We start from the raw sequence: 18527 nt of genomic DNA, 5'->3' as shown, positions 1-18527 counted from the left end.
TCCTCCCGAGGGGTGCCCGATCGATGGGTATCGAGGGGAGGTCAATTATTAGGTTTGTTTACTGAACATGTCCAGAGGGGCTAGGTGAAGCTGAGCTCATCGGTCCGAGCGCGCTTCAGTTCCGAGAACGCCGGACAGCCGGCGAGCAGGCGGGCGCCGTCGAAGACGCGGAGGGCGTCGTCCCCGCGTGGGATCGAGGAGAGCACAGGGCCGAAGAAGGCCACGTCGTCGACCACGATCGTCGGGGTGCCGAGGTCCTTACCCACGAGTTGCTGCGCGCGGGCGGTGCTCGCCCGCATTCGATCGTCGACGTCGCTTTGACGAGCGACGTCGGCCAGGTCGGCGGGGAGGCCCGCCTCGTCCAGTGCCGCTGGGATGACGGCGTCGAAGTCCTTGTTGCCCTCGTCGTGGATCCGTCGACCGAGCGCCGGGTACAGGCGCGCGAGGGCGGCTGGCCCATGGTGCGTGCCGGCTGCCGTGCACACCCGCGCCGGGCCCCAGGCCCGATCGTTGAACGCGCGGTACCAGGGCTCCAGGTCACGATGCTCGTTGACGACCGCGAGGCTCATCACCTCGAACCGCAGAGTGATGGGTCGGATGCGCGCGACTTCCATGAGCCACCGCGAGGTGATCCAGGCGAAGGGGCAGGACGGGTCGACGTAGGCCACGACCATGGGGACGGGCGCGTGAGAGCGATTTCCTTCCATGGAAGATGAATCTATCTTCCATGGAAGCTATGATGCAAGTGTGAACGAAGACCGGGTTGCCGACATCGTCAGTCAGTGGCATCGCGAACGACCCGACCTCGATCCCACCCCATTGTTGATCATCGGCCGGATCCAGCACCTGGCCGAGGTGCTCGACGCGTCCCTGCGGCCGCCGTTCGCCGCCGCGGGCCTCGGTAACGGCGAATTCGACATGCTTGCGGCGCTGCGCCGGGAGGGCGAGCCGTACATTCTCACGGCGGGTCAGTTGAGTGAACGGATGCTCGTCACCACCGGTGCGGTGACCAAGCGGGTGGACCGGCTCATCGCCCGAGGTCTCGTCTCGCGCTCGGTCTCCGAGGTCGACGCCCGCGGCAGAGTGGTGGGCCTGACCCCGGCCGGACTGACGCTGACCGACCAACTCATCGAGGAGCACCTGGCAAACGAGGCGGCCATCCTTCGGAACCTGACCGACAGCGACCGCAAAGCGCTCGAACGACTACTGGCAGCGTTGACGCGACACGTGTTGTCGTGAGGAGCCCCAGCCCGGGCCAAACAGCACAGGAGTGACGAACAGGGCGATCGTGGCCAGGATCATCGCGGTCGAGTACCGCTGCTCGAGGCCGGTGGGCGCACATTTACTGACACCGTCTACGACTCCTGCGGACTGCTCGACTGGAGCGCCGGCCCCGCTGAGGCGTGCCAAAGGCGACGTGCTCGGTCGCGAAGCGGCTGGGAGAGTTCGCGCGAGTCCTTCATGTCGGTCAGTACGTCGCGCAGATCTCGGGTGGGCCAGCCGGCGTCCAACCAATCGAGTGCCAGTGCCCGCCAGTAGCTTCCCCATGCGGTGAGCGCGAACCGCACGAGGGCGGGAAGCGGTGTGTCGGCGACAGGCACGTCAGGCAGTTCCGCACTGATGTCGCTCGGGGTGCGCTCCAGCAGTGGCAACAGCCATGCGAGTCGGTCCCCGGCCGGGTAGACCAACCCGTCGGCGGCGCCAAGGATTAGCCAAGTGCCTGCACCGTCTCGTACGAGGAGTAGGCCGTTGTTGATCCTTAGCCTCAGATGGAGCTGATGATCGGCAGGGCCCATGCCGGACAGCCTGTCATGCCCTGATAGGGCGCGGCATCCGAGAAGGCGATCGTGACGACGGGGCTGTGGAAGCAGGTGGGAAGGACTCCGAACGCACCCGCAACGCGGTGGCAACTCGTCCTCTATGTCGGTGCCTTCGGCGGACCCGAAGGCGTCAGCGTCGGTGCCCTAGGAAAGGCGGTAGGTGGCGTCCGTACACGACGAGTGAAGGGCGCGCCTTCAGGCTTGTACTTGAGGCGCACCGCGAGGCCGCTGAGTGGGCCTCGGTGCGGTGGGACTCGGCCGTGCGTACGCGTCCGGACACTCGTCTCGGCTGGATGGGCAGTTGGGGGACTGCTCAGAGTGGTCCCCACAGGTGGCGGCGTTTCCACCTGTCGTCGCCGGCTCGGAACTCCTGCAAGAGCCGCAGGGCTGCTTCGCGGTCGGTGGTCTGGCAGCGGAAGTGTCGGTCGATGGAACCTTCCTGATATTCCAGTGCGTATGTCCCGGCGGGTACTCCCACGGCGTCGCCGTAGCCAACCTGGACGAACCATCCGTCGGCGCGTTCGAGGATCACGTAGCCGTTGTTTTCGCCTACCTGGCCGATGACCCATTTGAATCGGTCGGCGTCGGGGTCGGGCATCGTCGGCAGGCTCTGCGACGAGAGCGTAAAGAGCGCTGCGTGGCCGGGGGCGTTCGGGTTGACGACGTGGTAGCCCGGTTCGTAACAGATCAGGCCGTGCTCGGCGGCGAGCGTTAGGACGGCGGTACCGACCTCGTCGGCACGCGACCAGACGCACGAAACGGACACGATCGCCTCGGAACGCTCCGGAGTCATGCTCCACACTCCCAGCCGATCGATGTCATCATCGCTGAGGCTCTCTAGCGGTGGGAAGCGATCGAGTAGTGCGTCGTAGAACCGCCCCACGGCGGGATGCGCGGCGAACACTTCTTGTCCGCCGTCGCTCCAACGCTCCAGCTTCGCTCGCGCCTCGGCCGCAGTGACCGGTTGGACCTCATGCCAGACGTAAAGATCAAAACTCACCGCAACCCCAAGTGCCTCAGCCAGACCGGCGACGACAGCCTAGGTCCCGCGACCGTGTCTGGGAGCCCGTGCACGGGTCCGTGGCCTACCGGCCGCAACGCTCTGTCAATGGGACGTGGCGGGCCGAGCGTTCCATGGCGGCGACATGCGCGGGCGATGATGGCTGCGCGATCTACGGGAACGAGCGGAGCGCCGTCCGACCGTTCGACGACTATCAGAGGGTCTTGGCAACAGGTGTTGGTGGGAACAGGTGACGTAGCGTCGGGCCGATGGCCGTGGCCAGTGCGCCGTCGTCGCCGGAGTGCATGATCAGGTTGATAACCCCTGTCGCAACGTGTCCAGTGCGGGTTTGGGCAGCCGCAGCCGCGACGTCGAGCAGGCTGAGGTCTGCGAGTAGCTGGCGTACCAGGACGCCTTCACCACATAGAGCCTCGGCGGGGATGGGAAGCCGGCCCAGCCAGGACAGCAGGGTCGCCGCCCTGGCGGTGGGTGAGGGCATGGCGGCGGCGAGCCTTCGACGGATGTCATCGACGTGCGCATCGGACAGCTCGCCACACTGCTGGCCGGTGACAGCGACCAACACAGAATGCAGCACGCCCGGAACCCCACGCTCGTCCAGATACCGCTTGCCTTTCTTACCGGCGGGCCGGAACTGCGGACGACCCTCCCGCAGGTTCAGCAGCTCCGCCAACGGTGCCAGGAAGGAGGTCAACTGATTCGGCACTCCGTGTCCGGCCAGAAACACGTGCAGCGCCGCGGGATCCGCCACGACGAGGTCATTGCGGAAGCGCGACCGCGCCCAGCTGACCGAGCCGTGGCCGTGAAGACCTGCGCCAGCGAGCACGTCGCCTGTTGCATCGCGGAGCACGATCGTCGGCCCACCGTGACAGCGGCAGATGTCACCGGTGAAGTGACCTGTCGTGGTCAACTCGCGCGCCGCCTCGACAGAGACAGCGTCTGGCAGCTCGGCCAGAACTGCACGACTGCCAAGGGGACCGGCATCCTCACCGCCCTCGACGATCTGCACAGTGCGTGTTTGAGACCAGACATGATCAAGCCACTCAATCATCGCTACCTCCCACGCAGACCCAACGGTCATCACAGCCGCCCTCACGCTCACCGCCGCGGGCTGGGACGTAGCGCACCCATCCGCCGCGCGAACGGCGGCCAGCAGCACTGCCAGGTGGACATAGCTCGGTCGAATCGCCGGGCAGGGTGGTCGTCAGGCCGGATGAGCCAGGAGAGCATGCCGCCGTTGCCCCACATCATGTTCGCGCCGCCGCAGCATGCCCGGTGTGCTTGCACCGCTCAACGACGGCCAGTCATTCCTACGGACCGAGAGGTTGTTTCGGGGTTAAATTTCGGCGCTTTCCGACTATCTCGATCGGATCGATGTGATCCATGGGTGCCCGGGGACGAGGACGTTCTCTAGCTTCCGTGGGTCGATGCTCCAGTGACCTGCGAGCGTGAGCACGTTTTCCTCATCCGGCCACGGCGAAGTCTCGTCATCGTCGTCCCATGGTTCGTCCTCGTCGTGGGCGGCCCCGACCCCGAGCGTGTGCTCTTCGATCGTGCGCTTGCCTACGTCGAACAGCACCTCGCCGCGTTCGCCGAGGTAGGCGAATGCTCGTTCCACAACGCCGTCGCTGGCATGCCCCATCCGTGATAGTTGATGACACGATGAGTCCCGAAGTACTGCACCTCACCCAGTTCACGGCTCAGCGCTGCCAGCCAAGCGGCGAATCGGTCGTCTTCAGGTGCGAGCACGTCTCTCGAAGCGGCGAGCGTCCACCGGTCGAGCGGCGGTGTTAGAAGCCAGGTTCCGTGGTCACCATAGGCAGCGGCGACCGCATCGCGCCACGTGGCGGGAGTGGGACGGCTAAGGTTCAGCGCGGCAGCGGCGGCGTCGGCGCCCCGGTCACGCACAGCGAGCCACTGGAGTTTGTATCCGAAGCCGAGCGCACCGTCCGTCATCGCGCGATCCTAAGTGATTGCCAAGAGGGCCTCGTGCCACCCACTCACGGCTTCGCGACGGCGGACCCGACGCTCATGAGGAAGAGCAGAGTCGTTACGGCGTGCCGTCCCAGCGTGCGTAACGACGGCAAGGTCTTCACCGAGGGGAAGGCGGGTTTGCCGGAGCCGGAGCCGCAGCCGCCGGGGCCGTTGAGGAGGAAGTAAGGTGGACATCTCGTGGAGCGCTTCGTCCCCGGCGTCTGGGACGTTCGTTTCGACTGAGCGCTCGGGTGTCGCTGACCTTGTAGAGCGGTTCAGTGAGTTACGTGCCCAGGGGCAGGGTTACCTCGAGGTCCGCAGGGGTGCCACGTTCCCCGTATGCGCGCTGGGGTTCAAGGGATCCGCGGCGGTGGTCCATCTCATGTCGGATGACGGTCTGGTGTCTCTGCTCGTCGCGGATCAGCCCGGGGACGTGAGCGCGGAAGTACCAGTGATGGACGGCCTGGTTGAGTTCAGCGCCGGCTTCGTGCTGGAACTCGATCGCGCCTGGAAGGTGGTCGAGTCGTTTGCTCGCACCGGTGATGCTGCCCGCGCGGGAGATTGGTGCGAGTTATAGCGATGCGCGGCGTGGCTCCGCTCTGCCGACTATCGGGCGGCGGCCGAGCGGCTCGGTTCGGAGGCCGGGGAGGGGGAGCAGCATGGGAGCAGCAGGATGCCCTGAACGGCATTGAACTGCGCCCAACGGCGTCGAACAGCGCTCAACTGCATTCACCCCCTACCTGCGGCTCCACATTTCCCCAGGTCAGAGTGGGTGAGGCATCATGTTTCCCGCAGAGTGCCCTGCGGTTCCGCACAGCAGTCGACAGTGCTCTATGTCGCCTGGTAGGGGAGTGTGCGCAGGTCAAGGCGGTAAGGAGCTGTTGGTGGACCTGGCCTTGCAAGTGGGAGCAGATTGGGTGCAGGTTGGCGAAGTGGTCTCCGCGCCCGAAGTGCTCACCGACGCCAGACAGGGACGAGGGCTTTGACCTGTGGTGATGTGGTGGAGCGGTGCGGGGTGACCTCCCAGTAGAGGTCGAAGTGGTCAGGCGCTGCTGCTCCCGGGATGGCTGGCGCCGGCCGACGTCTCGGGTCGCCTATCGCCACGCCCGTCGCTTTGCTGCAGATCGATGTGGAGCTTGCGGGTGGGCCTGCTGGAGTCCGTCACGGTTCCGTCATTCAAGACGCCGCTCCCACCGGTAACGTCCTGAGCAGGCCCTTCAGGTTGGTGAACTCTTCGGCGGATCCGAGGGTGTCAGAGGCGAGCGCCCGCCGGACACCCACAGGGCTGACCGAGAACCCGGTCCAGGTCATGGCCAAGCCGTTGCCCGGTCGCCGCCGGCCAGCCTTGCCCCGACCGGGAACCTCGGGCAGGGGCGAGCCTGCCTGACCGAGGAGAACCTCTACCGCGGGGCGCAAAAACTGCCGATAGCCGGGCAGAATTCGGCCGTGACGATCACGATCACCAACTACCGGGACTTGTTCGCCAACATCCGCAACCGCCCCAGGATGTGGCTCGTCCGAGAAGACTCCGCCAGTGTCGTGGCCTTTATCGAAGGGTGCAACCAGGCAAACGCAGGGACCTTGCTGACCGGCTTTCAACCGTGGCTCGTGACTCAAGCCGGCTGCCTCGACAACCACGTTTGGTGGAGCATCGTCGCTCACCTGGTCGAACCCATCGGCCCCAAGGACATCCGCGACATGGACCCCGACCTCGACGCCCGCACCGTCGAGAGCCTGTTCGACCTACTCGACGAGTTCCTGGAACTACGAGACGAGCGCGACGGCCTGAACCGCGTTTTCGCCGCCCACGAGCAGTGGCGCCGCAGCCGCGAACAGAACGGCTGCACCGTCACCGGCACAGCCACCTGCCCCACCGTGCGATGGCCCAGAGCGGCCAGCCGGATCAGGCCCGACAACCACGGGCGTGACAACCACCATTGAGACTCGCCCGGCAGGACAGCCGACTCCATCCCCGCGGACCGGTACCAGCCCTCGTCCGATTCAGATGAGGAACTGGAGGGGTTGCGCCAGGACGTCCTCCGCAGAGATGATTGGCGGCCCGGTTTGGGCTGCAGGTTGGGAGCAGCGGGGTGCGCTGAACGATCCTGGTCGGGGTCAGTCACAGCAGGCCGCGTTCGCGTAGCCGGGCGAGCCGGTCCGGCGGTAGGCAGTCGGCCAGGTTCCGCTCCAGGTCGACCAGCTCAAGGTCGACCGGGTACACCACGAAGTCGTCGGCGACTGGCAGCGTGTCCGACCAGTCGAATAGGTTGAGCCGAGCCGCCACCGCACACAACAGTCGCCGGCCCACCTCAGATCCAGCGGCGGCATCGAGGTCGTCGGCGTCGAGCAGGGCGAGCTCCTGTCGAACCAGCCGCACCGATCCTGCGTCGAGGTCAACGTCGGTACTGGCCTCGAAGTCGGCCGGCGACCATGCTGCCTGGGCATCGATCGCCGCCAGAGCCGCGCGTTCGTCCTCCGTGGCCCCGTGGACCTCGAAGGACAGCGCGTCCGATCGGTCATAGCTCAGCGCGACGCAGGCGGCGGGGCCGTCGACCGCCAAACGCGCCACGGCGTCCGGGATCAGCGTGAGCAATGCGTCCTCGATGGCCCGGCATGCCGCTTCGAGGTCGAACCCGGCCGGGGGTCGCTCATAGCGCACCTCGGACCGACCGCCCGTGACCTCGTCGACGCGGACCAGGCCGCGGTCGTCGTGCTCTACCGTCAGCACCGAAGGCACCCGGCCGTCGTGCTCGATTTCGACGCGGCTGATCCGCCCATCGGTGTATGCGTACGACTCCCGCCCCGAACCGCCCCGCGAGACCGTGTCGGCCGAGCGCATCAAGCCGTCCACGAAGCGGTACTCGTGCAGGTATATGGGCCCGTCCGTATCGAAGTGCGCCGCCTCGACCACGTCGCCGTCGTGGCTGACGAACGTCTCGTAGTACAGGCGGCCGTGAAGAAAGCCGCTGTACTCCTCGATCACCACCGTGCGGCCCTTGGCGTCGAACCCGATGCGCAGAACATCCCGATCCACCGGCGGTCTGGCGTCCAGCCGGCGGCCAGCCTTGAGCAGGTCCCGTTCGAAGTGCAACGGACGAAGATCAAGGCCCGGCCAGGTGTACCAGTCCCAGCGCCCGACGACCGCGGTCGCCGCGCTCTTTCGACAGTAGTACTCGCCAGCGAGCTGGGCGAACCGCGCAGCAAGATCGGACATGTCCGGGATCCCACTGATCGCCTCGCTGGACTGGCCGCCGCGCACATCCGGATCTGCCGCATACCGGCCGGCGGTCCGCGATAACAGTTCGAGGTCGAGGGCTGTCTGGGGCAGGATGTGGGCGTGATCTTGTTGGTTCCCGCGGATCCTCTTCGGCCGCGTCACCCGGACGAGCATTTTGCCGCGGAGGCGCGGGCTGCGCGTGCTGCGGGGCTGGATGTGGCGGTGGTCGACCATGACGCTTTGGCACGGGGCGGAGATGTGCGCCGCGCGGCATTGTCCCCCTGGTAGCCGCATTCCGCCCGCATAGTCTACGTCGACCGTAGTCAAGCTGAGCTCCGCTGAGGAATTCGTTGCGTCGTAGGGTTCGTGGTATGCACAGCACGCTGACGGAGCGCGCTCGATGCCTCTACGGCGACGAGTATCGACCCACATCGCCGCGATGCAGCTCTGATCACGACGAGCACTACTTCATTGAGGAACTCACGTTCGCTGATGCGGACTCGATCCTCGCCATGCTGCGTGAGTTGTGCCCTCAGGTGGTCGACGGCCTCTTGCCGGTCTGGGTGCGGAACCTGGCCTATCGGCTGGTCCTCTTGCAGCGTCCCGATGAGCCGGCGCTGTTGAGAGAAGCTGCACATAACCTTTGGTCGCACGGTCCCGATTGGGATCACATCGCGGCGGGCCTCATCCGTCGCGCCGAGGGCTTGGAAGCAGGCTGATTCGGAGGTCCAACCTTGAGAGGCCGGTCCGTAGGACTCCGGTGACAGCGCTATCGGAGCGCCTGTATGCCCATCGGCGCGGTGATGTTGAAGTTCTTGTCGACCGCTTCAACGAGATCGGTCACTCGTTGCTGCAGTCCGATCCGCGTGCCCCAACCGGTGACAGCATTGAGGAAGCTGGCCAGGTCCCGATGCGCGTCGTTCAGCAGCCCGGGTAGCGCGCGGCGTGGCAGGTCGACGTGTACGCCGGCCCATCGGCCTCGGTGCTTGTTCTCACCGCCGTCCTGCCATACCCGTAGATCGTCGTTGACGACCTCGACCTCGGGACCTGGGTCATGTCCCAGCCACAGCGAGTCCCCGGCCAGCACCTGGGTCCAGTCGCGCCAGTCCTCCAGCCCGGCACAGCAACCCGGCGTCACCACCGTCCCGGTGGTGCTGTCGCGTACCTGCAGGCCGCCGGCAGCGATGAGAAACTCCTCAGCCAACAGCGCGTTCACGACCTCATCGCGGCCGCCGGGGGGCTGAACCTCGATTCGGTGAGCGAGCGCGGCCACGAAAAGCCCGACCTGGTCATCGGCGCAGCCGGCGTTGAGCACCATCCACGAGCCGGGTGCCAGCGGTGCCACCGGCCACGGCGGTGACCCGTCGGTGAACGCGGGTACCTCGATGACCGCTTCCATAGTGATCACCGCGGTATTCAACCCGATCCAGAGGGCACGGGCCACGCGCTTTTGGAAGGTCAAACGCCGCTGCGGTCGTGCGGGACCCAGGACCGGGATCAGCCGGCGTCGGCTGTCGTCATGGAGCTCTCAGGTGCCAGGGAAGAGAGCGTCCCGCCTCAATGTATTGCGCTGCGCCGCCCGAGCTGCTGCCCGCATGTGTCCCGGCAGCTAAGGCTTAGATCCCACCCGCAACCTGCTGAACAGGGCCTCTTGCTGGGTGACCTCTTCGGCAAACCCGAAGAGGTCACCCCATAGCTAGGCTTGCCCGAGCTTCAGCGTTGCGCTGAGCGTCACCGGCCGTGGGGCCATGGGTCGTGTCGCCCTCGGACACCAAATTTCGTGAAGAATCACACAAATAGGACAGAATGGCTGTCCTATTTGGGCTTACTTAGACCCAAATGTTGTAAATCTTGGAAGCGGCTGATTGGCTATGATTGGCCGCATCTGTCCAATTCGGTGACAGGTAATGGCGTCTCTCCGGCGCGCTGACGTCGCAGATTCACTGTGGTGGGCATGCAGGGGTTGTGCCTCAGCGTCGGTACGGGTCGTTGATCTCCTTGGGGCGCAGCGCGGGGGCGGCAAGGTCGCGGAGCGTCGGCGAGGTGAGGTAGAACCTGCCCCGGGTCTCGCCGTGCTGTTCGAGCATGCCCGCCCGGACGAGCGCGCGAAGGTCGCGGGTTGCTTGGTCGTCGGTGAGGTTCTCGTCGCGCTGATAGAGGGTCCGGCGTACTCGACCGCCGGTCGCGGCGAGGTGCAGGGCGCTGACGACCCGCTCGGGTAGCCCGTGGCGTCGGACCCAGGTGTCGAGCAGTTCCCAGAGATGTGCGGCCTGATCGAGGCGTTGTCGGACCAGTTGGGCCTGTTGGTGATGGGCGCTCAGGCAGAACCGGATCCACTTGCTGGTGTCGTTCTCGGGCTGCCAGGTTGGGCCCCCGACCTCACCGAGTGCGTCGTAGTAGGCGTAGGTGTTCCGGCCGACGCCGAGCCACTCCTCAATGGAGGAGAACTCCGGGGCGAGGACACCGTCCCGGGCGAGCACGAGGGTGTGCAGGCAGCGGGACATTCGGCCGTTCCCGTCCCGCCAGGGATGGATCTTGACCAGGTTCAGGTGAGCCATCGAGGCCCGTACGAGCAGCGGAGTCTCCGGCTCGCCGTCGGCCAGCCAGTCGATCAGCTCGGAGATCAGAGACGGAACGTCGTCGGCGTCTGGCCCGGTGTAGACGCGTCGGCCGGTGTGCGCCTCGTCGATGTGGATATCTCCTGGACGGAAGCGGCCCGGCCACTTGGTGAGGTCATGCCGGAGCATCATGAAGTGCAGCGCGTTGAGCAGCATGTGCTGCCAGGCGAACTCGCGTGAGCGGGCGAGTTGTTGCACGTAGGTCAGGGCGTCCCGGTAACCAGTGATGACTTCCCAGGTTTGCGGGTTCGTCTCCACCGGCTCGTCGCCAGCGACGGCGGCGGCGGCGTCGTCCAGGGATACCTGGTAGCCCTCGATCGAATTCGAGCCCTGGATAGCGTGAGCGATCAGAGTGCGTCGGAGTTGCCCTGTCCACCGGTGCGGCTCGGCGATCTGATACCGCAGGTTGTCCCGCATCGTGTCCAGTTCGCCAAGCACGCGCTTGTCGTCATCCGTGAGCGCAGGGGTCCGATACAGCATGCGCTAATCATACAATGCTTTCCCCCGAATCCCAGATTAATTTCAGCATTACGCCGGTGAAGGGCAGCCCCGCGACGCCCTCCGTTCTGCCGACGGTCGCCGAGTACCTGCCCCGTGTAGTCGCCGCTGCCGGGCCCGGAGCACGCCGCACCTACGGCACCTACTGGGAACGGATGGCCGCCGCGTGGCTCGAGCGGCCCTTGGACACCGTCACCGCCAGCGACGTCGAGGCCCTGAAACAGGCGATGATCGCCAGCGCCGTGTCGCGGCGCAACAGCCGCAACGGCCGGCACGCCGGTGAGCACGTCATCGCTGCCGCCCGCGCCTTCTACCGACGTGCCATCGACGACGGGCTGATCGACGCCGCCGCCAGCCCCGCGCACCGAGTCGCGAAGCCCCGCCGTTTACCCGGCACCCGCCGCGCGTTGACCGCACACGAGTTGGAGGAGATCAACGCGATGGCGCGCACCAGCGGAAACGACGCCATCCTCGACGCGCTGCTCCTGCGACTGCACACCGAGACGGCCTGCCGCCGCGGCGGCGCCCTGGCCCTACGGCTGGTCGACCTCGATACCACCAACGGGCTCGTCCGCCTCACCGAGAAAGGACCCACCATCCGCTGGCAGCCCATCACCCTCGATCTCGCCGGACACCTGCGAGAGCACGCCGACGCTCGCGGCGCGGTCCTGCCGACCGATCCGCTCCTACGCGCGCGCAACGGCCAACCGATCACCAGCCGCCGCTACGACCACCTGTGGCAACGCTTGGGTGAGCGCCTGCCCTGGGTAGCCGTGCACGGCATCTCGACCCACTGGCTACGTCACACCACCCTGACCTGGGTGGAACGGCACTTCGGCTACGGCATCGCCCGTGCCTACGCCGGACACACCGATAGCCCCGGTTCCTCCACCATCACCTACATCAAGGCCGACATGCACGATGTCGCCAACGCGCTGTCCGCCATGACCGGCCAACCACACCCCATGGCAGAACACAGGGATGACTTTCAATCGAGGGCCAAGCCTTCACCGGCTGACCTACCCCGTCCACCGAGCTGACCCACCTGCTCGACGGCGGTGCGGGGCCCGATGCGGCTGCTGGAGCCAGCGCTGGCGCCAACCAAGGCACTGGGCCAGAGCTCACGATCGGTCGGCGGCCCGGTGCGAGCCCAGTTTGGGGGAGCAGGTTGGGAGCAGCGGGCTGCCCTGAACGGCCGTGAACTGCGTCCAACGGCATCGAACGGCGCTCAACTGCACCCGCCCCTACCTGCGGTTTCACGTTGCCGCAGGTCAGAGTCGGTGCGGGGTCCTGTTTCCCGCGGAGTGCTCAGTGATTCTGCGCAGTAGTCGACTGTGCTCTATGTCGCCTGGTAGGGGAATGTGCGCAGCTCAAGGCGGTAAGGAGCCGTTGGTTGCGGGGGCCTTGCGACTGGGAGCAGATTGGGTGCAGGTTGGCGAAGTGGTCGGCGCGCCCGAAGTGCTCACCGGTGCTGGACAGGTCGGCGGGCGTTGACCTGCGGTGATGCGGACGATCGGTCCGGCGTGAACTCCCAGAGAAGATCGAAGAGGTCAACCTTTGCTGCTCCCCACCTGGTCGGCGCCGGCTGTCGGCATGGAGCCATCCCACCGGCAACCTACCGGTCAGGGCTTCTTGCTGGAAAACCTCTTTGGCTGCACCGAAGGCGTCAGCGCTGGTGCTCCCGCAAGAGTGGTAGGGCTGGTCGGCACATGTCGAAAAGCGGCTACCCACCGTGTCTCAATCAGTTTCGCGAGTGCATGGAGCATTTGCGGAGTCCGCTGTCACGAGCGGTTCCCGCTTCCTGCGGGCGGCCACCGCACGACGATCAGCCCGGTGATGTAGTAGCCGTCTTCGCCGACGCGGGTGGCAACGTCGAGTTCGACTGTCGTCGTCGTGGTGCGTAACCGGTGGACTTCCCAGTGGCGGTACCGCAGGTCACGTAGCCAGGCTTGCTTAACCTCTTCCGCGACACGTGTCGGTGACGCCGCCGGCTCGGCGATACAGGAAGCCGTGATCTGCTGGGCAGGGTCGAGGCCTGTGGTCACGGTCACTTCCCGGATCGAAGGGCACCGGAACAGGTAGTGGTCGAAATCGATCGGCATGCCCGAGAGATTGTCCGGATCGGCCGGGGTTGCCACAGATGCGACTGCGCGGACTGCCTCGGCGAAGCCGGTTCGATTGGCGTCGTCGACCGAGGGCTCGGGGAAACTGATTGCCTGCATGTCGTCCCACCAAGTCCGGGCCGTGCGGCGGCGCCACCAATACAGCACGGTCCGATCATTCGGCCAAGCCGCCAGGGCGCCACCGTGTGGCTCGAAGCGGTCCTGTTGAAGGTCGATCGTCCGCCAGTGCGGTTCTCTGTCGTAGTCGGCCGGGTCGGCTCGGTTCTCGATGAGGCTGTCCTCGTCACAGGCGCCGTACTTGCCGAAGTTGCGTTGCGCGTCAATCAATGAGGATTTGTTCGCGCCGCCTGCCCGGTGCGGCCAACGTAGCTGGTAGGCATCGTCCTGCCAGCGGCACACCTGGCAGATTTCGTGTGAGCCCGGCGGATCCCCCAAGGTGCGGTAGCCGCAACAGACACACGGGTAGGGGAGGTCCATGCGGTCAGTGTGCCCGACACCTGTGCCGCGCCAATGGCAGCCGCGGACCTTCGGTGTGCAGGGCGATCACAGCGACGCTGCGGGCGTCGACCGGGTCGGTCTTGGGGCCCTGGCCGGTGGTGAACACTCGGGCCCGGGCGGACAGCCTCGCGGCAACATTCACGACGGTCTCGCCAGCGGGTCGTGGACTGTGGGCTGTCGGGTCAGCGAGTGGAGGGGTTGGTCAGTCGGTCCAGTTCGGTGGCGGCGAGTCGGCGTAGGGTCTGATCAGGGTCGCGGGTATACCGGCGGAGGATGTCCGGGGCGGCATCGGGCGCGACATGTCGTGCCACGACTGCGACCCGCTGACGGACCATTGGATCCGGATCGTCCGCCAGTTCGACCAGGAGTCGCCCCCGGTCCGACGGCCTGCCAGCAGCGCTGGCGAGTCCGCTGAGGGTGGCCGCTCGTACTGTGGCCTCGCCGTCTCGTGCCAGCATCGTGAGTTGCGGTGCCACGCGGGGATCCGAGTCGGCCGCCTTCGCGAGCGCCTTGGCGGCTTGGACGCGCAGCTTCGGGTCGTGGTCGGCAGCCAGCGCCAGCAGCGTATCGACGGCCGCTGGCCCTCCGACCGAGCCGAGTGCGTCCGCAGCGTTCTCCCGGACATGCCGATCGGGGTCTTGCAGGAGCCGTTGCAGGGCCGGGGTCGCGTGGTGACGACCGAGTCGCCCGAGTGCGTAGGCGACGATGGACCGTACGCGCGATGTCGGGTCGGTGGCGAGGGCAACGAGCGGTGCGACCGCGTCAACCCGGCCGGTGGAGCCAAGCCTGCTCGCGGCTGACACCCGGACCTGCTCGTTTAGGTCACGCAACGCCAGAACGAGCGCGCCGAATGCCGAGTCGTGGCCGGCTGGGTCAGGGATCGAGCCGACAGCGAGGGACCTGATCTCCGGGTCGACGTCGGTCATGGCCGAAGCCAGCAGTTCGACATCCTGTGCTTCGATCACAAACCCGAGCGCCCACAGTCCCACACGGCGCAACTCCGGCGTTTCGCTCGCGGCGAAGTCACGCGCCACACATCGGCCGGTCGCCCGGTCTGCGTGCAGCAGCTCGATGATTTCGGCTTGGAGACTGTCCTGGTCGTCGCGGAGATCGCGCGCCGAGGCGCGTAGCAGCACTGGCAGCGCCGCCGTACCTTCGATGCCTGCCGAGATACCGGCTATCAGGTCCCGGCCGTAGAAGTTCCCCTCGTCGAGGAACCGGTCCAGCGCCTCCCGCAGCCTGGGTACCAAGGCAGTGTCCCCGCACGCCGTCAGGGCCGTGACGGTTGGCGCAATGTCGTCGTAATCGTCCTCAAGCTCGATGGCGTGCCGGACCACAGCCTCCAACGCCGCATGGCTGTCGATCATCCGGTCACCCTGCCATACCACCACCCGGCGGTGAACAGCGCACTGGCCCGAACAACGACAGTCGGCACGAGGAGATGCCTGCAGGTCGTGCGTCCGAGTAGCGATCTCAGACAATGGCAAGGAGTACGGCCTGGTCCTGGGCGGCGGCCGAGCGGTAGAAGCGGCAGAGGTCGGCGAAGGCTGGCGCGAGGAAGCTATCAAAGTCGTCGGCGCCGCGAACCCACCCGCCCGGGTAGATGCCTGCGGTCGTCAGGGCGTCTGGGTCGAAGCGGGCGCGCAACGCGTCGATGTCCAGCATGTCGAGCGCGTTGGCGACGACGCGGACCGTTTCCACACCGACGAGGCGGGCGGGCCCGTAACCGCCCTCATCGCCGATGTCCTCGCCGCCGAGGACGGCCGCAGCGGCTGGTTCGTACGACTTCCCGGCGGTTCCGGCCAGCAGGTAGTACAGGGCGTGCCAGGACTTGTGCAGATCCAGTTCGGGATCGGGCATCTCCACGTCTTCATCGTCGAGGTCGCCGAAGAGCAGCAGGCTGACCGTCGTTGGATCATCCAACACGGCCCGCAGTTCCTCGGCCGTCAGCCGGCACCCGATCAGCTCCATGCCCACGAACAAGTCTCCCGACAAATCTGTCTGCTTCCCGCTGCGGAAGCGCCTTGTTTCTGGCGGGGCACGCTACCGCCGTCTGCTTCGGTGGTGAAACACCAACCTGGGCAACACGTGCTTCACACGTGGGACCAGAGCATCGCGGTGTTCCGCGGGTCGACGCGAACTGCAAATGGGGGAGCAGGTGGGGAGCAACAGCACGCCCTGGACGGCCTCGAACTGCATCCAACGGCATCGAGCGGCACTCAACTGCACCCACCCCTGCCTGCGGCTCCACGTTCTCCCAGGTCAGAGTAGGTGCGGCGTCCTGTTTCCCGCGGAGTGCTCCCCGGTTTTGTGCAGCAGTCGACGACGTTCTATGTCACCTGGTGGGGCAGTGTGCGTAGGTCAAGGCGGTAAGGAGCTGTCAGGTGCCCTGGCCTTGCAAGTGGGAGCAGATTGGGTGCAGGTTGGCGAAGAGGTCTCCGCGCCCGAAGTGCTCACCGATGCCGGACAGAGACGAGGCGCTTTGACCTGCGGTGATGGAGATCGAGCGGAGCGGTGTGACCTCCCAGAGAAGACCGAAGTGGTCAGGGCTCGCTGCTTCCCGCCTGGCTGGTGCCGGCTGTCCGCCTGGGGCGGGCCAACGTCGATTACGAGGGCCATGCCGCATCGATGCACCGTTCTGGGCGCTGTCGTGGCGTCGGTATGGATTCCGCGAGTTGAGACTCGGATCCCGCAGGCAAGCCTCTGAGCATGGCGTCCTGTTCGGTGACCTCTTCGGCGGACCCAAAGGCGTCAGCGTTGGCACCTCGTGGCGGCAGCAGAGCGGTGTCCGCACATGCCGAAGAGCAGATGGGGCAAGTTCAGTCCCGCCGAGAAGCGGTCACGGCGCGAATGGGTCCCAGTGGGTGGCATAGCGGAGCAGGGACAGCGCCAGGTCGGGGTGTGCTGCGGCCCATTGCGTGTCGAAGAGAAACAGTTGCTCGTGGCCGAAGAAGTCGTCGATGTAGCGGGCGGCCTGGGCGAGGTGCTCATCCACCGCGACGCGGGCCTGCGGTGGTGGTTCCGGCAGCTTCCATTGCAGGATCTGCTCGTGGCTGGGTGCGGTCCACTCTCCGAACGTCGACAAGTCGTGTGGCTCAAGGCAGACGTAACGGTCCAAGGCGGGGCCGATGCTTTCGTCGTCGGGTCCGACGAGGGAGCGCAGCAGGTCGGCGTCGAAGCGTTCCCGGGACACGGGATCGGCGATGCCGCGTAGGTGGTCGGCAAGTCCGGGCAGGTTGACGCCGGGGAAGACGGTCGCTTCCCGCTGATCCAGGTTCGTGCCGTTGTGGTCGGTGTGCTGCCAGGTGATGCGGACCGCATAGACGGAATCCGGACCGGGCCCAGGCGGGCCGACGACGCGCAGCGCCACGTCAGGGGTGAAGGTCGCGCCGCGCGCGGCGGCGCCGGAGGGCAGCGGCCACGTGTCGTTTACGAGGTACGCGAGCCGGTCGGGGTAGGCGACGATCGCTTCGTCCTCGAAGAAGAAGTAGGCCAGGTCCACCTCGTCGTCGTTGGTACGCACTCGCAGCCCTCGCTCGTCGAGGCGTATCGGGTCGTCAGATTCGACCCAGAGGTGCTTGTCCAGGAGCTCGCGCAGCTCGACGAGGGTCTTCGGACATGGCAGGCGGTGCTCCTCGATCGCCTCAAAGATCGAGTCGAGACCGTAGGAGCCGCCGCCGATCTCGGCATCGAGAAGCGCTTGTGGGTCGTCGTGATGCCAGGCGCGCTGGAACCAGCCGAGCACCGTCATCTCCGGCACGTGGAAGACCAACTTGCTGAACGGGGAATCCACGCGCGACCGCTCCACGAAATACACATAAGGAGCTTAGGTGTGCGAGTGGAGACCGCATACGCCCTGATGTTCAACCCATCGGCGGGAACCAGGCGCGATCAGCGAGCGTGACTCGGCTGACCCCAGCCATGGTGCTCAGCGCCAATGAAGCCAGGATGATGCGACGAGGCCTCGAATCGAGTGTCCGGATCTGCGGCCGATTGTGCTTGCTGGCCGGTCGCGGGTCCGCCACTCACGGCGGCGTTGGTAAATGGAACTGGGTCCGACTGGGGGGCACGGTGGTGCTGTTCGTTGGGCGGCCCGCTCGGCAAGAAGGCCGACCGGTAGCGGGATGCCGACGCCGCCTAGGACGGAGACCTGCCCAGGCTCGCCAGTTCGTGGATCATGCTGATCAGCTCCAGAGAGCGGGGACCACGTTGTTGTAACACTGTCTTGAGGTGCTCCTGGGCGTTGCTCCCGGCGAACTGCATGCTCGGCGCTTTCGGGGGCAGCAGGACGCCCACGTAGGTGCGCCGCTTATCCGTGGTCTCCACTACCGCACCGTCGGGATCCACGCCCCACGAGTGTTGTCGCCAGAGTTCGTCGTCGGACAGTGCGTAGCCCGTGCCGATCGACTCGGTCACTCCGTCGATCCAGCGCACCGCGACGTTGCGATGACACTGGTTGGCGTCGCCCTGCACGCATCGCACCGCGGATCCGAACGCAGACCGGTTGGCAAGCAGTTCCTCAAGATCGGACTCGGGCCTGAGTGTCGGAACGACGAGTGAGCCCCCAAACGACAACAGAGTCGCGCACCAAGTTCGCCAACGCTGACCGTAGCCCGCGTCCACGCCGGCGTAGGTGTCAACCCGGTCTCGGTAAAGCGACAGCAAACGCTCGCGTTTGTCGCTGGGTAACGCCACCGGCGAAGGGTACAGCGGTACCGCGGCCACATGATCACACGGACTCATGTGCCGCTGACAAGGCGC

General features: G+C 66.2%; 18 protein-coding genes. 5 read left to right on the top strand and 13 right to left on the bottom strand.

Translation table 11 applies throughout. From position 1 onward, the window contains the following. Positions 1-80: 80 nt before the first annotated feature. Positions 81-674: a DsbA family protein gene (locus O7631_RS27515; protein WP_278146952.1), complete on the bottom strand. Its 594-nt coding sequence runs from the start codon at positions 672-674 to the stop codon at positions 81-83. Between the two features lie 73 nt (positions 675-747). On the opposite strand from O7631_RS27515, the gene O7631_RS27510 reads away from it, so the two are divergent. Continuing rightward, complete coding sequence (locus tag O7631_RS27510; protein ID WP_278146951.1) at positions 748-1239, top strand: MarR family winged helix-turn-helix transcriptional regulator; 492 nt, start codon at positions 748-750, stop codon at positions 1237-1239. An 894-nt stretch (positions 1240-2133) separates the two neighbouring features. Here the strand turns inward: O7631_RS27510 and O7631_RS27505 are convergent. The 4 genes from O7631_RS27505 to O7631_RS27490 all read right to left on the bottom strand — a co-directional run bounded on the left by O7631_RS27505 (position 2134) and on the right by O7631_RS27490 (position 4480). Continuing rightward, a complete protein-coding gene (locus O7631_RS27505; protein WP_278146950.1) occupies positions 2134-2820 on the bottom strand; it encodes a hypothetical protein in 687 nt (228 codons plus the stop codon). A 214-nt stretch (positions 2821-3034) separates the two neighbouring features. Continuing rightward, entirely contained in the window at positions 3035-3889 is an 855-nt protein-coding gene (locus O7631_RS27500) for a hypothetical protein (protein ID WP_278146949.1), read from the bottom strand. 47 nt (positions 3890-3936) lie between these two features. Then, a complete protein-coding gene (locus O7631_RS27495; RefSeq protein WP_278148034.1) occupies positions 3937-4086 on the bottom strand; it encodes a DUF1963 domain-containing protein in 150 nt (49 codons plus the stop codon). A 109-nt stretch (positions 4087-4195) separates the two neighbouring features. Next, the gene (locus tag O7631_RS27490) at positions 4196-4480 is read right to left on the bottom strand and encodes a hypothetical protein (RefSeq protein ID WP_278146948.1); all 285 of its coding nucleotides are present in this window, start codon (positions 4478-4480) and stop codon (positions 4196-4198) included. 702 nt (positions 4481-5182) lie between these two features. Between O7631_RS27490 and O7631_RS27485 the strand changes: the two genes are divergently transcribed. Next, positions 5183-5389: a hypothetical protein gene (locus O7631_RS27485; RefSeq protein ID WP_278146947.1), complete on the top strand. Its 207-nt coding sequence runs from the start codon at positions 5183-5185 to the stop codon at positions 5387-5389. 869 nt (positions 5390-6258) lie between these two features. After that, a complete protein-coding gene (locus O7631_RS27480; protein ID WP_278146946.1) occupies positions 6259-6753 on the top strand; it encodes a hypothetical protein in 495 nt (164 codons plus the stop codon). Positions 6754-6931: 178 nt separating this feature from the next. Here O7631_RS27480 and O7631_RS27475 read toward each other — a convergent pair whose 3' ends face one another. Beyond that, complete coding sequence (locus tag O7631_RS27475) at positions 6932-8263, bottom strand: hypothetical protein (protein ID WP_278146945.1); 1332 nt, start codon at positions 8261-8263, stop codon at positions 6932-6934. A 137-nt stretch (positions 8264-8400) separates the two neighbouring features. Between O7631_RS27475 and O7631_RS27470 the strand changes: the two genes are divergently transcribed. Beyond that, a complete protein-coding gene (locus O7631_RS27470; protein WP_278146944.1) occupies positions 8401-8748 on the top strand; it encodes a hypothetical protein in 348 nt (115 codons plus the stop codon). A 50-nt stretch (positions 8749-8798) separates the two neighbouring features. Here the strand turns inward: O7631_RS27470 and O7631_RS27465 are convergent, their stop codons facing one another. Continuing rightward, the gene (locus O7631_RS27465) at positions 8799-9347 is read right to left on the bottom strand and encodes a hypothetical protein (protein WP_278146943.1); all 549 of its coding nucleotides are present in this window, start codon (positions 9345-9347) and stop codon (positions 8799-8801) included. A 652-nt stretch (positions 9348-9999) separates the two neighbouring features. Next, a complete protein-coding gene (locus tag O7631_RS27460; protein WP_278146942.1) occupies positions 10000-11127 on the bottom strand; it encodes a Fic family protein in 1128 nt (375 codons plus the stop codon). A gap of 14 nt (positions 11128-11141) precedes the next feature. Between O7631_RS27460 and O7631_RS27455 the strand changes: the two genes are divergently transcribed. Further along, positions 11142-12185 (top strand): site-specific integrase, encoded by a 1044-nt coding sequence (locus O7631_RS27455; RefSeq protein ID WP_278146941.1) that lies wholly within the window; start codon positions 11142-11144, stop codon positions 12183-12185. Between the two features lie 741 nt (positions 12186-12926). Here the strand turns inward: O7631_RS27455 and O7631_RS27450 are convergent. The 5 genes from O7631_RS27450 to O7631_RS27430 all read right to left on the bottom strand — a co-directional run bounded on the left by O7631_RS27450 (position 12927) and on the right by O7631_RS27430 (position 18461). Beyond that, entirely contained in the window at positions 12927-13745 is an 819-nt protein-coding gene (locus O7631_RS27450; protein WP_278146940.1) for a CPCC family cysteine-rich protein, read from the bottom strand. A 203-nt stretch (positions 13746-13948) separates the two neighbouring features. Then, on the bottom strand, positions 13949-15133 hold the full coding sequence (locus tag O7631_RS27445) for a HEAT repeat domain-containing protein (protein WP_278146939.1): 1185 nt from the start codon (positions 15131-15133) through the stop codon (positions 13949-13951). Positions 15134-15239: 106 nt separating this feature from the next. Continuing rightward, positions 15240-15737 carry a YfbM family protein gene (locus tag O7631_RS27440; RefSeq protein ID WP_278148033.1) on the bottom strand — a complete coding sequence of 166 codons (498 nt, stop codon included), beginning with the start codon at positions 15735-15737 and terminating at the stop codon, positions 15240-15242. An 868-nt stretch (positions 15738-16605) separates the two neighbouring features. Then, positions 16606-17517, bottom strand: a complete 912-nt coding sequence (locus tag O7631_RS27435; protein WP_278146938.1) for a hypothetical protein — start codon at positions 17515-17517, stop codon at positions 16606-16608. A gap of 386 nt (positions 17518-17903) precedes the next feature. Next, on the bottom strand, positions 17904-18461 hold the full coding sequence (locus O7631_RS27430) for a hypothetical protein (RefSeq protein WP_278146937.1): 558 nt from the start codon (positions 18459-18461) through the stop codon (positions 17904-17906). Positions 18462-18527 lie beyond the last annotated feature (66 nt).

This window comes from Micromonospora sp. WMMD967 (genome assembly GCF_029626165.1).
Lineage (GTDB): Bacteria > Actinomycetota > Actinomycetes > Mycobacteriales > Micromonosporaceae > Micromonospora > Micromonospora taraxaci.
The sequence above is the reverse complement of the archived record's forward strand: the minus strand, read 5'-3'. Positions and strand labels throughout refer to the sequence as shown.

Excerpts from the sequence above, each read along its gene's own strand:
- O7631_RS27515 (WP_278146952.1), bottom strand. The coding sequence starts at position 674 with ATGGTCGTGGCCTACGTCGACCCGTCCTGCCCCTTCGCCTGGATCACC.
- O7631_RS27500 (WP_278146949.1), bottom strand. The coding sequence starts at position 3,889 with ATGATTGAGTGGCTTGATCATGTCTGGTCTCAAACACGCACTGTGCAG.
- O7631_RS27495 (WP_278148034.1), bottom strand. The coding sequence starts at position 4,086 with ATGTGGGGCAACGGCGGCATGCTCTCCTGGCTCATCCGGCCTGACGAC.
- O7631_RS27490 (WP_278146948.1), bottom strand. The coding sequence starts at position 4,480 with ATGGGGCATGCCAGCGACGGCGTTGTGGAACGAGCATTCGCCTACCTC.
- O7631_RS27475 (WP_278146945.1), bottom strand. The coding sequence starts at position 8,263 with ATGGTCGACCACCGCCACATCCAGCCCCGCAGCACGCGCAGCCCGCGC.
- O7631_RS27470 (WP_278146944.1), top strand. The coding sequence starts at position 8,401 with ATGCACAGCACGCTGACGGAGCGCGCTCGATGCCTCTACGGCGACGAG.
- O7631_RS27465 (WP_278146943.1), bottom strand. The coding sequence starts at position 9,347 with ATGGTGCTCAACGCCGGCTGCGCCGATGACCAGGTCGGGCTTTTCGTG.
- O7631_RS27460 (WP_278146942.1), bottom strand. The coding sequence starts at position 11,127 with ATGCTGTATCGGACCCCTGCGCTCACGGATGACGACAAGCGCGTGCTT.
- O7631_RS27455 (WP_278146941.1), top strand. The coding sequence starts at position 11,142 with ATGCTTTCCCCCGAATCCCAGATTAATTTCAGCATTACGCCGGTGAAG.
- O7631_RS27450 (WP_278146940.1), bottom strand. The coding sequence starts at position 13,745 with ATGGACCTCCCCTACCCGTGTGTCTGTTGCGGCTACCGCACCTTGGGG.
- O7631_RS27445 (WP_278146939.1), bottom strand. The coding sequence starts at position 15,133 with ATGATCGACAGCCATGCGGCGTTGGAGGCTGTGGTCCGGCACGCCATC.
- O7631_RS27440 (WP_278148033.1), bottom strand. The coding sequence starts at position 15,737 with ATGGAGCTGATCGGGTGCCGGCTGACGGCCGAGGAACTGCGGGCCGTG.
- O7631_RS27435 (WP_278146938.1), bottom strand. The coding sequence starts at position 17,517 with ATGACGGTGCTCGGCTGGTTCCAGCGCGCCTGGCATCACGACGACCCA.